The organism is Pseudomonas borbori, assembly GCF_900115555.1.
Lineage (GTDB): Bacteria > Pseudomonadota > Gammaproteobacteria > Pseudomonadales > Pseudomonadaceae > Aquipseudomonas > Aquipseudomonas borbori.
In genome coordinates, this window is sequence record NZ_FOWX01000001.1 from 1 (window position 1) to 14,137 (window position 14,137).

General features: G+C 55.3%; 14 protein-coding genes. All 14 read left to right on the top strand.

What is annotated here, in order from left to right:
- A partial coding sequence (locus BM315_RS00005) for a calcium-binding protein (protein WP_141123903.1) occupies positions 1-924 on the top strand: 924 nt, incomplete at its 5' end.
- Between the two features lie 398 nt (positions 925-1,322).
- Positions 1,323-2,606 (top strand): Wzz/FepE/Etk N-terminal domain-containing protein, encoded by a 1,284-nt coding sequence (locus tag BM315_RS00010; protein ID WP_090496533.1) that lies wholly within the window; start codon positions 1,323-1,325, stop codon positions 2,604-2,606.
- Between the two features lie 478 nt (positions 2,607-3,084).
- Positions 3,085-3,315, top strand: coding sequence for a hypothetical protein (locus BM315_RS24155; RefSeq protein ID WP_141123904.1), 231 nt, complete (start codon positions 3,085-3,087; stop codon positions 3,313-3,315).
- A 60-nt stretch (positions 3,316-3,375) separates the two neighbouring features.
- The gene (locus tag BM315_RS00015; RefSeq protein WP_212632920.1) at positions 3,376-3,708 is read left to right on the top strand and encodes a nucleotidyltransferase family protein; all 333 of its coding nucleotides are present in this window, start codon (positions 3,376-3,378) and stop codon (positions 3,706-3,708) included.
- Between the two features lie 32 nt (positions 3,709-3,740).
- Positions 3,741-4,139 carry a HepT-like ribonuclease domain-containing protein gene (locus tag BM315_RS00020; RefSeq protein WP_280140405.1) on the top strand — a complete coding sequence of 133 codons (399 nt, stop codon included), beginning with the start codon at positions 3,741-3,743 and terminating at the stop codon, positions 4,137-4,139.
- Positions 4,140-4,636: 497 nt separating this feature from the next.
- Positions 4,637-5,941 carry a Wzz/FepE/Etk N-terminal domain-containing protein gene (locus tag BM315_RS00025; protein WP_090496984.1) on the top strand — a complete coding sequence of 435 codons (1,305 nt, stop codon included), beginning with the start codon at positions 4,637-4,639 and terminating at the stop codon, positions 5,939-5,941.
- A gap of 218 nt (positions 5,942-6,159) precedes the next feature.
- A complete protein-coding gene (locus tag BM315_RS00030) occupies positions 6,160-6,582 on the top strand; it encodes a nucleotidyltransferase substrate binding protein (RefSeq protein ID WP_090496537.1) in 423 nt (140 codons plus the stop codon).
- Positions 6,579-6,899 carry a nucleotidyltransferase domain-containing protein gene (locus BM315_RS00035; RefSeq protein WP_090496539.1) on the top strand — a complete coding sequence of 107 codons (321 nt, stop codon included), beginning with the start codon at positions 6,579-6,581 and terminating at the stop codon, positions 6,897-6,899. Before BM315_RS00030 ends, BM315_RS00035 begins: the two co-directional genes overlap by 4 nt.
- A 132-nt stretch (positions 6,900-7,031) precedes the next feature.
- On the top strand, positions 7,032-8,504 hold the full coding sequence (locus tag BM315_RS00040; RefSeq protein WP_090496541.1) for an MBL fold metallo-hydrolase: 1,473 nt from the start codon (positions 7,032-7,034) through the stop codon (positions 8,502-8,504).
- Between the two features lie 339 nt (positions 8,505-8,843).
- Positions 8,844-9,365, top strand: a complete 522-nt coding sequence (rfaH, locus tag BM315_RS00045) for a transcription/translation regulatory transformer protein RfaH (protein WP_170862123.1) — start codon at positions 8,844-8,846, stop codon at positions 9,363-9,365.
- 263 nt (positions 9,366-9,628) lie between these two features.
- Positions 9,629-11,176: a hypothetical protein gene (locus BM315_RS00050; protein ID WP_141123905.1), complete on the top strand. Its 1,548-nt coding sequence runs from the start codon at positions 9,629-9,631 to the stop codon at positions 11,174-11,176.
- A gap of 30 nt (positions 11,177-11,206) precedes the next feature.
- Entirely contained in the window at positions 11,207-11,656 is a 450-nt protein-coding gene (locus BM315_RS24160) for a hypothetical protein (protein WP_141123906.1), read from the top strand.
- 111 nt (positions 11,657-11,767) lie between these two features.
- The gene (gene wbpA, locus BM315_RS00055) at positions 11,768-13,081 is read left to right on the top strand and encodes a UDP-N-acetyl-D-glucosamine 6-dehydrogenase (protein WP_090496548.1); all 1,314 of its coding nucleotides are present in this window, start codon (positions 11,768-11,770) and stop codon (positions 13,079-13,081) included.
- 77 nt (positions 13,082-13,158) lie between these two features.
- Entirely contained in the window at positions 13,159-14,106 is a 948-nt protein-coding gene (wbpB, locus tag BM315_RS00060; RefSeq protein ID WP_090496550.1) for a UDP-N-acetyl-2-amino-2-deoxy-D-glucuronate oxidase, read from the top strand.
- The last annotated feature ends 31 nt before the right edge of the window (positions 14,107-14,137 follow it).

The window sequence follows — 14,137 nt, forward strand, 5'->3', positions numbered from 1 at the left end:
AATGACATCCTCAGTGGTGGCAACGGCCTTAGTGGTGACGACATACTCGTAGGTGGTGCCGGGAATGACCTGCTTAACGGAGGTCAGGGTGTCGACACCATGATTGGCGGTACCGGTAACGATATGTATATCGTCGACAATGCTGGAGATGTGGTGATCGAAGGGCTGAATGCTGGTGTCGATCGGGTGCATACCCTGCTGAGTAGCTATACCCTGGGTGCTAACCTGGAGAACCTGAGCTACGCCGGTACCGGGGCTTTCCACGGTATTGGTAACAGCTTGAACAACCAGATCACTGGGGGGAGCGGTAATGACATCCTCAGCGGTGGTAACGGCCTTGGCGACGACATACTCATAGGTGGTGCCGGGAATGACCTGCTTAACGGCGGCCAGGGTGTCGACACCATGATTGGTGGTACCGGTAACGATATGTATATCGTCGACAATACTGGAGATGTGGTGATCGAGGGGCTGAATGCTGGTGTCGATCGGGTACATACCCTGCTGAGTAACTATACCTTGGGTGCCAACCTGGAAAACCTGAGTTATGCCGGTACCGGAGCTTTCATTGGGACTGGGAACACATTGGCCAACACCATCACGGGGGGCGCGGGTAATGATGTGCTAACCGGCGGTGCCGGCAACGACACCCTGATTGGCGGCCTCGGCAACGATACCTTCATGTTCGCCGCTGGCTTCGGCAATGACCGCATCATGGACTTCGACGCCAACCCGGCTGGAGGAGGCCAGGACCTGCTCAATATCGCTGCACTGGGCGTGACCGCCGCCAACTTCGCCGCCAACGTGACCATCGCCGATGTCGGCGCGGACACCCTGGTGTCGGTCGGTGGCGGCTCCATCCGCCTGGTCGGTATCGCCGATGCCACCACTATCACCCAAACCGACTTTATCCTGACGGTATAAGGAGGCCGCCAACAAAACGGAACGAGGTATCAGCAACTGCGGTATGGGGCTCGCCCCATACCGCTTTTTTGTAGGGTGCGCTGTGCGCACCGCAGGCTGTAGGTATTCGTTGGTGCGCGGAACACGTCCTCCAGCTTTAGAGGCTATATTTTCAGGAAGAGTAGCGATACAGCAGGGGGGGCTTCGTGCAAGTGGATGGAGGAGCGAATCAGGTTCGGCAGAATTAATCCTGGATTCCCGATCCGGCGATGAACAAATCTGCCAGGCGATTGTCACACGTCGCTGGGTACAAGGGCTGCACCTGCTACTGCCTGTACAAGAGGGGCAGGGCGTCCAGGGAGGGGATTTAAAAGTGATCGCATGCCATGCGATAGATCTCTGTTTTGATGGACCGACCTATGTCTGAGCAACTGCAGCGAATTCCCTCCTATAGCAACGATGAAATCGACCTGGTCGAGCTATTTCGATCACTTTTCCAACAAAAATACCTGATTCTCGCCGTCGCCTGCCTGATCACCCTGGGGGCGGTAGCCTATGCCTTCCTGGCCACACCGCACTACCAGGTGCAAAGCGTGCTGCGCCCGGTGGATCGGGGTAGCCTCGATGAACTGAACGGCACCGGCGTCTACGAGCTGACCCCGGCGGAGGCGTTGAGTCGCGTGGGGGCAGGGTTGTCGTCCTATGAAAGCCGCCTTGCCTTTTTTCGTGACAATCAGGCGCTTTTCAGCGGGCTGGTCACGCCGGGCCGTTCGTTGGAGCAGGCTTTTGAAGCGTTCAATCGCTCAGCATTCACCATGCTGCAGGTAGACCCGAAGAGGCCGAACAGCTTGAGCGAGTTTGTCGGCATATCGCTGACTTATCCAAACGGTTTGGATGGTGTGGCGGTGGTCAACGGTCTGGTTGCCGCTGTGCTGGAGGCTGAGCGGGAACGAATAGCCACGGACCTGAAAGTGCTGATCGCCAACCGCTTGTTCAGCCTCGAGCAAAAAATAGAAGCCGCGCGGGCCAGCTACGAGGCGAGTAAAGAGGCACAAATAGCCGCTCTGCTTGAAGAGGATGCCTTGCAACGCGCCCAGTTGCAGGACGAGTTGCAAGCCTTGCGCGGCGAATTGAAAACACGCCGCGAGAACCGCATCAAAAGCCTGGATGAGGCCATCCAGATCGCCGAATCACTTGGCATAGAGAAACCTACCACCCCTTCGGCCATGGCTGATGCACAACGCCAGGGCCAGGTCGTGCGTACCGAGGTCAATAGCCGGGAGATTCCGCTCTACTTCATGGGCAGCGAAGCCTTGAAGGCCGAGCGCGAAGCTTTGAGCGCACGCCGCTCCGACGACTTCAGCGAGCCACGGATTGCCGAGATCGAGAAGGAGCTGGCGTTGCTCAGCCAAAATCGCCAGGTGGAAATCCTCGAGAAGCGCGAGAACGAGGACCTCTACCTAAAAGATCTGGCGGAATGGCGCCAAGAGGCGGCTCAACTCAAAGGCATCAAGTTCGATACCAGCACACTGCAACTGGTTCGGCTGGACCAGCAAGCACTCGAACCCCTCTCGGCCGTCAAGCCGAAGAAGGCGTTGATTATCGGCCTGGGCGGCGTCGCCGGCCTGATGCTGGGCATCTTCGCAGCGTTGCTGCGTAATCTGCTGCGCCCCAGAACGCAAAAATCCGAATACCTGAGCTGACTCCTCAATCCTCATGGGCGCGCCCAGACGCCGATCCCGTAGGAGCGAATTTATTCGCGAAGCTTTTGCCGTGCATCGAAAAATTCGCGGCTAAAGCCCCTCCCACAAAAGCGGCAGACGCCGCATTCCCCTGTAGGAGGGCCGCGCCCGTTCCCGACGGGCTCGCGGCATTTCCCACGTCCCTGTGGGTCACGCGACCCCGCGGCGATGGCGGACAACGTCCGCCCAACAAGCAAAAGCATCGCGCCGAGGTCACGGAACGCCGCCCGGACCCTCCCACAAGAGCGGCAGACACCGCACTCCCCTGTAGGAGGCGCGACCCCGCGGCGATGGCGGACAGGGTCCGCCCAACAAGCAAAAGCATCGCGCCGAGGTCACGGAACGCCGCCCCGACTCTCCCACAAGAGCGGCAGACACCGCACTCCCCTGTAGGAGGGTCGCGCCCGTTCACTACGGGCTCGCAGCATTTCCCACATCCATGTGGGCCACGCGCCCCGCGGCGAATCCTCAACAAAAGCAGCAGGCATCGCATCCCCATGACCGTCATCAACCCTTGGCAGGTGTAGAGGATGACTATGAAGGCATCGAGGCGCTCAGGCTTCGGCTCTTGCAGGCATGGGCCACCTGGGCCAAAGTGGACATCGGTGCGGGAAAAACTGTTGATGGCGAATCATTTTTAGACGGTTTGAAAACGGGTAAATATGACTAGTCATGGGTAAAGAAGAAGGGCAAACGCTGCGGTTAATAAGAGAACATATAAAGGATTAGCATGAACTTTGAAGCGCACGCAGCTCAAACGGGTGGCATACGCATGTTGTTACAGACATTGAATGCACAAAGAGACGCGATTAACGCCCTGGCTCATCAATATGGTGCCAGCCATGTGCGGGTGTTCGGATCTGTTGCGCGCGGTGAAGACACCGAAGATAGTGATGTGGATTTCCTGGTTGAATTCCCTCAAGGGTACGACTTATTCAAACAGCGAATTAAACTTGCGCAATCACTGGAAGCCCTGTTAGGTCGGAAAGTTGACCTCATTCCAGAGCATGAACTGAACGAATATATTCGTGAGGCCGTATTGCATGAGTCAATAGAGCTATAAGCAAAGCATGGCAACCCTATGCGCATCACATTTTGGACTGCATTGCTAAAATCCGGCGCATCATGGCGCGTGGTGACATAACCGAAGACGATATTCTCTATGATGCGGCGGTCAGAAACCTCCAGACAATGTCGGAAGCCACGCAGCGACTACCGAAAGAGCTGAAATCTGCTCACCCAGGTATACCTTGGACAGAGATCAGTGGGTTCAGAAACATACTGGTTCACAACTATCTGGGAGATATAGACCCTGTAGCAATTAAATCAGTAATTGAAGAGCATTTATATCCTTTAGAACTGGCCATGCATGAAATGCTTGACAGCAGCGCTGAGAAGCAAAAAGTCACAGCGCTTCGCGAAGCATCGCGCCGAGTCATGGAACGCCGCGCCGGACCTTCCCACAAAAGCGGCAGACACCGCATACCCCTGTAGGAGACGCGACCCCGCGGCGATAGCGGACATGGTCCGCCCAACAATCCAAAGCATCGCGCCGGGTCACGGAGCGCCGCCCGGACCCTCCCACAAAAACGGCAGACACCGCAGACCCTTGTAGATCGCTGAATTTGGTACTTGATCAGCAAGCAAAGCGACAAGCGGTAGGGTGCGCTGTGCGCACCACGATTCACATCGTTAACCCGCCAAGAAGCCACGTAGCCAAGGCACAAGAGAAAAAACAAGGCGACTGTGACTAGCATCACGAGTTCCCCGTCTATCCGCTTGTGACGGAAAAAAAATGTCAAGACTTGTAATGTCACAAACTGCTGGCAGAATGCCGCGAAATCTCTGCTAACAGGCTGGGCGTAAGCCTTGATCGCCGGGCTCCACGAGCGTGAGCAGTCGACGAATGGGACAACAATAAGACTCCAAGGATCGTTGTCCCCCAGTTAGCGAATTAGTGATGCCCCTTCTTTTAAAGATGGACCTTGATCGTGAATGCAATCTCCCCTGCGATACAACAAACCTCCAGCGATGAAATCGACCTGGCAGCGCTTTTTCGCGCGCTCTGGGAACAGAAGCTGCTGATCGTTCTGGTGACGGTGCTGGGCGGCATGCTGGCTGCGGCCTATGCATTCCAAGTCACTCCCGTATACCAAGTACAAAGCGTGCTGCGCCCCGCGGCGATCAAGGATCTCGATGCCCTGAACCGCACCGGCGTTTACAAGCTTGCGCCGGCTCAGGCCATGAAACGTGTGGGCGCTACCGTGGAGTCTTACGACACTCGGCTGGAGTTCTTTCGCGCCAATCAAGGCCTGTTCGAGGCATTGCGCCAGCCCAATCGCAGCCTTGAGCAAACTTTCGAACGCTTCAATCAAGAAGCCTTCAAAATGCTCCTTCCTGACCCGAAGAAAGCCGATAACCTGAGTGCCTATGTCGGAGTTCAGCTGACCTATCCGCAGGGTGTCGATGGTGTCGCCCTGGTCAATGGCCTGGTCGAATATTCCGTCCAGATTGAGCGCGAACGTATTGCCGCTGACCTTGCGGTAGTGATCCAGAATCGCCTCAATCAACTCGATGCGCAGATGGCCGCGGCTCGCGCCAGCTACGAAGCCAGCAAGGATGCCAAGATCGCCAAGCTGCAGGAGGCAGACAGTCTTAAGCGTGCAAATCTGCAAGACGAGCTCAAGGCCTTGCGCCAGCAACTCAAAACCCGCCGCGACAACCGCGTTGCCCAATTGGATGAAGCTGTACGCATCGCCAAGGCGCTGGGTATTAGCAAGCCCGCTACGCCGTCCTCTTTGGGCGAGGCTGAGCGGGTGGCACAAGGCAACGTGATTCGCACCGAGGTCAACAACCAGCAGATACCGCTGTACTTCATGGGCAGCGAAGCGCTCGAAGCCGAGCGCAATGCCTTGCTGCAGCGGCGCTCCGATGATTTCACCGAGCCGCGTATCGCGCAAATCGCCAAGGAGCTGCAGTTGCTGGCGAACAATCGCCAGATTGAAATGCTCAACAAGCGCGAAAGCGAAGACCTGTTTCTCAAGGACTTGGCTAGCTGGCGTGGAGAAGCCGCACGCTTACGTAACCTCAATGTCGATGTTTCCAGCCTGAAACTGGTGTCCATCGATCAGGTCGCCCTGGAGCCTTTGCGTCCGATCAAGCCGAAGAAAGCCTTGATCCTGGCCCTGGGTCTGGTGCTTGGTGGTGTGCTCGGCCTGTTCATCGCCCTTTTGCGCAATATGCTGCGTCGAACTCCCTCGCGGAATCATTCCAGTCAGTTGAACGTGGCTGCCTGACAGGGCTTGCTGTAGGAGTTGTTGTACCCGTAAGGTGCGCCGTGCGCACCAACAACCCAAATGATCCCGTCTGGTTGTGCGGGGTTCGCACGAGGTGGTTCAATGTGTTCACGCGAACCACGCATAACTGGCGTATCGCCTTGAACAGGAAAGGTTCACGACCAGCCAGCCGGCAGCGAACGTAAGCTAAACCGAATACGCGGACAATAAGGCGCAGCATGGGCAACGAAGACACTCGCTGGTTACAACGCCTACAGAATTTTCGCAAGGCGCAGGCTCAGCTCGATGAGGCGATGGCGCTAATGCAAGCGCGCGCCCTGTCAAAACTGGAAAAGCAGGGTGTGATCCAAGCCTTCGAATACACCTATGAACTAGGTTGGAACACGCTCAAGGACTACCTTATTTGGCAAGGCATCACCGGCATCGTTGGTTCTAGAGATGCGATCCGTGAGGGTTTCAGTCGAGGGGTTTTACTCGATGGGCAAGGCTGGATGGACATGCTGATAGACCGTAATCGCACATCGCATACCTATAACGAAGAGATTGCAGAGAGCATCCTGCAAAATATCCAGCAGCGACACCACCCGCTGCTGAAGGCGCTGGTTGAGACGCTACTCGAACGTGCGGCAAAAGAATCATGAGCGAGGTGGAGGGCAGCGGCCTGCCGGCAGCAAGTATCAAGGCCATTCAGCAGGTGTTTCATCGTTACCCCGGCATCCGGCAAGCGATCCTCTACGGTTCGCGAGCCAAAGGTAACTTCCGTCCAGGCTCGGATATCGACCTCACCCTCAAAGGTGATTTGACTTACCAGCAATTACTGCGAATCGAAACGGAATTGGATGACGTGTTGCTGCCCTACAAAATCGATCTTTCCCTGTACGAGCTGCTGGATAATCCGGCCCTGATCGAGCACATTGATCGGGTGGGCAAACTCTTCTACACGGCAAGCGATAGCTGAGAGCATCCCGAACGTAGGGTGCGCGGGGCCGCCTAGGCCGTGCGCACCAAGGCCGCAAACACAAGCAATGGACCGCCGCCGGCCAAGTTCCAAACGCCGGCCATCGTTAACGGACTAACACGGATCGACTCTATGGATTACCCCGATATCCTCCACCACGGCGCCAAAGACGGCGTCACCGGCTCCTGCCATCAACTGCAGATGGACGCCGAGCACAGCCTCCTGATCGACTGCGGCCTGTTCCAGGGCGCGGAAACCTCGGCCGAAGGCAAGTCCGCTGCCGATCGCATGGCCATCGAGTTCCCCCTGGATACGATCAAGGCCCTGGTCGCCACCCACGTGCATATCGATCACGTCGGACGTATCCCCTATCTGTTGGCCGCCGGTTTCAAGGGACCGATTCTCTGCAGCGAACCCTCCGCCAAGCTACTGCCCATCGTGCTTGAAGATGCCTTCAAGCTCGGCTTCAGCCGCGATCATAAGCAGGTCGAGCGCTACATCAAGTTGATCGAGCAGCGCATCATCGCCTTGCCCTACAAAACCTGGTTCACCCTGCACGAAACCGAAAGCCTGATCTGTCGCATCCGCCTGCAACGTGCCGGGCATATCCTCGGCTCGGCCTATGTGGAAATCGATCTGCACTATCCCCAATCAGGCGAGAAAAAACGCATCGTCTTCTCCGGCGACCTGGGTGCACCCTATGCGCCGCTGTTGCCGGCGCCCAAACCACCGTACCGCGCCGACATCCTGGTGATCGAGAGCACCTACGGCGACCGCCTGCACGAAGACCGCCGCACCCGCCGCAAGCGCCTGGAAAGCGTCATCGAACAAGCCCTGGCCAACAACGGCACCGTGCTGATCCCCGCCTTCAGCATCGGCCGCACCCAGGAATTGCTCTACGAGCTGGAAGACATCATCCGTAGCAAGTTCAATACCGGTGGAAAAGGGCGGGGCAACAGCCAAGATAATGCAGAGCCGGGCATCGACTGGCCCACCCTCCCAATCATCCTCGACTCCCCCCTGGCCAGCCGCTTCACCCGGGTCTACCGTGAACTGAAACCCTTCTGGGACAACGAAGCGCTGAAGCGCCTCAAGCAAGGCCGTAACCCGCTGGGCTTCGAGCAGTTGCTAACCGTCGACAGCCACCAGGCCCATCTGGCCATGGTGCGCCATCTGACGACAACCGCTCGTCCGGCCATCGTCATCGCCGGGAACGGTATGTGCAGCAGCGGTCGAATCGTCAATTATCTGAAAGCCATGCTGCATGATCCCCGGCATGACGTGCTCTTCATCAGTTACCAGGCGCAAGGCACACCCGGCAGGGCCATCCAGATGTATGGTGAGCGCGGTGGTTACGTCGATTTAGACGGGGAGCGCTACAAGATTAGCGCCAAAATCAATACCATAGGCGGCTACTCGGCCCATGCCGATCAGAAAGGCCTGCTGGGTTTCGTCACACGCATGCGCGACTGGCCCAGCCAGGTGCGCATCGTCCATGGTGAAACCGGCGCCAAGCATGAACTCGGCAAGCGCCTCAAGGCGCTGTACAAACAGACCCAGCGCAACCTGGAGCTATTAATCCCCAGCGGCACCAACGATGCCTGACTACCGTGGGAGCAGCCGGGCGGCGTTCCGCTTTAGCCGCGAGTGCTTTGCACTTAACAACAGCTTCTCAGTTGGAACGGAACGTCGTCAGATTGCACCTGCAGGAGGTTACGTTGCAAAACCCTCTCACCATGAGGGTCGAATGAATACCAACAGGCCGCCACAAACCCGGCACCTGGCAACACATATAAATGTGGCCTCAGCGCCAAAAAATCCTTCCTATCCATCCCAACGGCTGGCTAGGTTGAAACGAATCATGCAACTGGCTCAACCAAGCCAGCTGCGAACAGGAGTGAACTGTCGGTCTGCAGATGCTGCACCGATTCGCTTGTTACCCATATGAATGTAAGCGCTACGAATACAGCCTGCATTGCAGACAAAGCCCCGGCCTGGTACCTCGTGTACTGCAAGCCCCGCCAGGATGAGCGTGCAGAAGAGAACCTGCAGCGCCAGGGCTATACCTGCTTTCGGCCGCAGCACAGCTGCGAGCGGATAGTGCGTGGCCGCCGGCAAGTCATCGCCGAATCGTTGTTCCCCGGCTATCTGTTCATTCAGCTGACTGCCGATGCCAACTGGGCACCCCTGCGCTCGACTCGCGGGGTCAACCGCATCGTGGGTTTTGGCGGTATGCCGCTACAGCTCGATAACAGCCTGATTGCGCACCTGCAACAACGCACGGCCGCACCCGTTACACCGGCCCTCGAAGCAGGGGATAGCGTGCGTATTACCGAAGGTGGCTTTGCTGATTTGGATGCCATCTTCGTGGCCATGGACGGCGAGCAGCGAGTGATACTGCTGCTCAATATGCTCAACCGCCAGCACCAGATCAGCATGCCGCTGGTGAGCATCGTCAAGAACTGAATCAGTCTCGGCACGGGCCGAGACCAAGGCTACACCCTGGCAACGCCAGTAAAATTTGATGTTTGTGACGTTCTCAGGAAACCAACGGTAAATCCTGGGGCGGTAGCGTTCCTGAGGTTGCTTGCTGGTGGCTTTCCGTTCAGCGAATCGGTGTCTACCGCGGACGGTTAAGACGAGCAAAGTCACAGTCGCTCCACCCAACAAATCGCACCATCCACATTTTATCTGCGCCCTATCGGCGCTTGCATTGCAATGGAGTTGTCGTGAATTCAAATGTGAAAATCCCCAGCGAGGCTGTTCACCACAGCAGTGGTGAAATCGATCTGGGCGAGTTGATGATGCGCATCTGGGCTGCGCGAACCCGGGTTGTGATTTCACTGCTAGTGATAATTGCGCTTTATTGCAGCTATATCGCAGCCAGCTATTTCACCAGTGCGAAAACTGTGCGCTACAGTGGCGTATTCGATCTCAATTTTGAAGGCTTGAGTAGGGGAACATTCCCCAACGGCTCGCCCTTTCTGATGAGCGATATTATCAACCCCACGGTACTCAATCGTGTTTTCCTGGGAAACCAACTGAAAGAGCAGGGCTTAAAACTCGATGACTTCCGTCGTGGCGTCAATATCCAGCCTTATGCGCCAGACTACGCGCTGATTCGCAGTAAGTACGAGGCGCGTCTGGCCGATAAAAAGCTTAGCACTGCAGAAATTGCCGATCTGCAAGTAAACATGGCTATGGAACTCAAAGCCGCACGTAGCGGCAGCGTGAGCATCAGCCTGCAGTTGCCGGAAAAGCACAGCCTGCCGGAGGTTGTGGCCAACAAAGTGTTGTTGGACATTGCTCAGGTCTGGGCCAACCGTGCCATCAATGAGCAAGGCGTACTCAAGCCAAGCATTCCAGTATATTCGGAGCGTATTTTCAATAAAGAACGCTTCGAGAATCTCGACTACCTACTGGGTATAGACCTGCTGCTCAACAGTATCAAGTTGGTACGCGGCAATATTCAAACCCTGAAGAACGAGCCGAATGCCACCACCTTGATCGATGATCAAAGTGGTTTCACCCTGGCCGATCTCGACAAGGCTATTGAAGATGTGGCCCAGTATGACATCCGTCAGATCATCGACCCCATCAAAGAACTAGGCATCTCGCGTAACTCCCAGGTAGTCAAGCTTTACTATTCGCGTCGCCTGGGCGACCTGCAGCAAGAAGAAAATATGTGGCAGTTGCGCGCTCAAGCCATACGCAATGCGTTAGACAGTTACAGTAAGGATGCCAGCAACGTATCAACAAACACCACCGCGAGCGGCGCGCAGAACAACATGGCACCGCAGCTGGGCGATGCTTTTCTTGATCGCCTGTTGGAGGTTTCCCGTCAAGGCAGCGATCTTGAATTTCGCCAAAAATTGACCCAGGAAGTATTGGGCCATGAATACAAGGCCATTGACATCCAGCAACAGGTTGTCGACATTCAGCGTATTCTTGACACGCTGAGCGGAGAAGAAAAGCAGACAGGCGAATTACGTGACGCTTATATAAAAGTCGTTAATGAACAACTTCCTGTTGTACTGGATAACCTGCGTGAGTACACCCGTATTATGGTGCGCATGTATGAAAAACAGGGCAAGCAGGCCGCAGGTAATATCAGTCAACTGATTGATCCTCAGGGTGGTTCGTTCAACGTAGCCAAAGGCGGTTTGGTCAGTTCTCGGGACCTGAAAATCTTCGCAGCGCTGCTGGTTCTGACTATATTCTCCAGCCTGTTCTACAGTTTGCTGATGGATATGGTCCGTCAGCACAAACGTAACTAAGTTGTAATAAACATTAAAAGGAATAACGGTATGTGGAAGCAAATGGTCGCAAGCGGACTAAGTCTAATGATATTGGCCGGGTGTGATAGCGCTGACAAAACAGATGTTAAAAATTCAGGTGTAGTTGCTCAGGGGCAGCAGGCTCAGCAAAAAAATAGTGAAACGGCAATTTATTTGCCAGGTGGTGCTGGTATTGATTTTGGGCGAAAATCAGTAAATGATAAAGTAACAAAAGATGATGTAAGTAAAATTAGAATTATTCAATACGAGTTTGATGAGGCGTACGATGTGGTTGATAAGTCAGTAGCCTCAGTTCTTTTGCCGGAAAAATATCTTAGAAAAGAGAATCCCTTGGGTAAGCTTAAATTGAGTGCTACCTATAGAAAGGCTGGGGCTGGGCCGGTACTGGCAAGATATAGTGAAGTAATTCAAGAGGGTTTTAGTAAAAAAACGGTTCTTATTCTGTCTTGGCGATTCTAATATTTTATGTTGCGTCTGATCCACTATTTCACCTAAAAGTGGCGAAGACAACCCTAAATTTAAGATACGGAACAATCCTTCCGTTTTAGTTCGATACACCGGAGTCCTTAGATGCCTCAGCAGAAACTCGCTAGCGTTAACAAGTTCAAAACCAGAGAAGCCCTCATCGGCATCGTCGGCCTCGGCTATGTCGGCCTACCCTTGATGTTGCGCTACAACGCAATTGGCTTTCGTGTGCTGGGTATAGACATCGATGAAAGCAAGGTTAGCAAGCTCAACGCCGGTCAGAGCTATATCGAGCATATCCCCGCCGATAAAATTGCTGCTGCCAGTCAAAGTGGCTTCGAGGCTACTACCGATTTCCGTCGTGTCAGCGAGTGCGATGCTCTGATTCTCTGCGTGCCGACGCCGCTGAACAAATACCGCGAGCCGGATATGAGCTTCGTGATCGACACCACGGACGCACTCAAACCGTATCTGCGTGCCGGCCAGGTCGTTTCGCTGGAAAGCACCACCTACCCGGGCACCACCGAAGAAGAGTTGCTGCCGCGCGTGCAGGAAGGTGGCTTGGTGGTCGGCGAGTCGATCTTCCTGGTTTATTCTCCCGAGCGCGAAGATCCGGGTAACCCAAATTTCGAAACCCGTACGATTCCGAAAGTCATTGGCGGCCATACTCCGGCCTGTCTGGAAGTCGGTATTGCTCTGTACGAGCAGGCAATCGACCAGGTTGTCTCGGTCAGCTCAACCAAAGCGGCGGAAATGACCAAACTACTGGAAAACATCCACCGTGCCGTCAACATCGGTCTGGTCAACGAGATGAAGATCGTTGCTGACCGTATGGGTATCGATATTTTTGAAGTGGTCGACGCTGCCGCGACCAAGCCGTTCGGTTTCACTGCCTACTACCCTGGCCCTGGCCTGGGTGGCCACTGTATTCCCATCGATCCCTTCTACCTGACGTGGAAAGCCCGCGAATATGGCCTGCACACGCGTTTCATCGAGCTGTCCGGTGAAGTCAACCAAGCCATGCCCGAATACGTGCTGAGCAAGTTGATGGATGGCCTGAATGATAGCGGCAAGGCTCTGAAAGGCAGCAAAGTGCTCGTGCTTGGTATTGCCTACAAGAAGAACGTCGACGACATGCGCGAATCGCCCTCCGTGGAAATCATGGAGCTGATCGAGGCCAAGGGTGGCATCGTTGCCTACAGCGATCCACACGTTCCGGTCTTCCCCAAAATGCGTGAGCACCATTTCGAGCTGAGCAGCGAAGCTCTGACTGCCGACAACCTTGCCAGCTTTGACGCTGTGGTCTTGGCCACCGATCACGATAAGTTCGACTACGAACTGATCAAGCAACACGCCAAGCTGATCGTTGATAGCCGTGGCAAATACCGCGCTCCGGCTCCGCACATTATCAAAGCCTGATCACGGACCTCCAATAACATTTGCCCGGTGGTCTGAGTAACAGCCTGCCGGGTATTGAAGTAATACAAGGAACACCCATGAAAAACTTCGCCCTGATCGGCGCTGCCGGTTACATTGCTCCCCGTCACATGCGCGCCATCAAGGACACCGGCAACGTGCTGGTCTCTGCCTACGACATCAACGACTCGGTTGGCATCATCGACAGCATCTCGCCGCAAAGCGAGTTTTTCACCGAGTTCGAACGCTTCCAGGAACACGCTTATCGCCTGAAGCGCGATCCGGCCAGCGCGCTCGATTATGTCGCCGTTTGCTCGCCCAACTACCTGCACCATTCACATATCGTCGCCGGCCTGCGCCTGGGTTGCGACGTTATTTGTGAAAAACCGCTGGTACCCACCCCGGAAAATCTCGATGAACTGGCCTTGGTCGAGCAGGAAACCGGCCAGCGCCTCTACAACATCCTGCAACTGCGCCACCATCAGGCCATCCTCAACCTGAAGGACAAGGTCGCCTGTGAAAACAGCGAGCATAAATACGATGTCGAGCTGACCTACATCACCTCGCGTGGCAAGTGGTACATGGAGAGTTGGAAAGGTGATCCGCGTAAATCCTTTGGCGTGGCCACCAATATCGGTGTGCACTTCTACGACATGCTGCACTTCATCTTCGGCAAGCTGCAGCGCAACGTAGTGCACTTCGTTTCAGAGTACAAAGCTGCTGGCTACTTGGAATACGAGAACGCACGCGTGCGCTGGTTCCTCTCCATCGACGCCAACGACCTGCCAGAGTCCGTCAAAGGCAAGAAACCTACCTATCGCTCAATCACCGTCAACGGCGAGGAAATTGAGTTCTCCGAAGGCTTCACTGACTTGCACACTACCAGCTACCAGGAAATTCTCGCGGGTCGTGGTTACGGTATCGAAGATGCCCGTCACTGCGTAGAAACCGTGAACACCATTCGTTCTGCTGCCATCGTCAAGGCTCATGACGACGAGGGGCACCCGTTTGTAGAGCGCTTCCTCTGACGACCATAGGGGCCAGCTTGCTGGCGAACAG

Bases quoted from the DNA above. Each gene is read 5' to 3' on its own strand.
- BM315_RS00010 (WP_090496533.1), top strand. From the start codon at position 1,323: ATGTCTGAGCAACTGCAGCGAATTCCCTCCTATAGCAACGATGAAATC.
- BM315_RS24155 (WP_141123904.1), top strand. From the start codon at position 3,085: ATGTGGGCCACGCGCCCCGCGGCGAATCCTCAACAAAAGCAGCAGGCA.
- BM315_RS00015 (WP_212632920.1), top strand. From the start codon at position 3,376: ATGAACTTTGAAGCGCACGCAGCTCAAACGGGTGGCATACGCATGTTG.
- BM315_RS00030 (WP_090496537.1), top strand. From the start codon at position 6,160: ATGGGCAACGAAGACACTCGCTGGTTACAACGCCTACAGAATTTTCGC.
- BM315_RS00035 (WP_090496539.1), top strand. From the start codon at position 6,579: ATGAGCGAGGTGGAGGGCAGCGGCCTGCCGGCAGCAAGTATCAAGGCC.
- BM315_RS00040 (WP_090496541.1), top strand. From the start codon at position 7,032: ATGGATTACCCCGATATCCTCCACCACGGCGCCAAAGACGGCGTCACC.
- rfaH (WP_170862123.1), top strand. From the start codon at position 8,844: ATGAATGTAAGCGCTACGAATACAGCCTGCATTGCAGACAAAGCCCCG.
- BM315_RS24160 (WP_141123906.1), top strand. From the start codon at position 11,207: ATGTGGAAGCAAATGGTCGCAAGCGGACTAAGTCTAATGATATTGGCC.
- wbpA (WP_090496548.1), top strand. From the start codon at position 11,768: ATGCCTCAGCAGAAACTCGCTAGCGTTAACAAGTTCAAAACCAGAGAA.
- wbpB (WP_090496550.1), top strand. From the start codon at position 13,159: ATGAAAAACTTCGCCCTGATCGGCGCTGCCGGTTACATTGCTCCCCGT.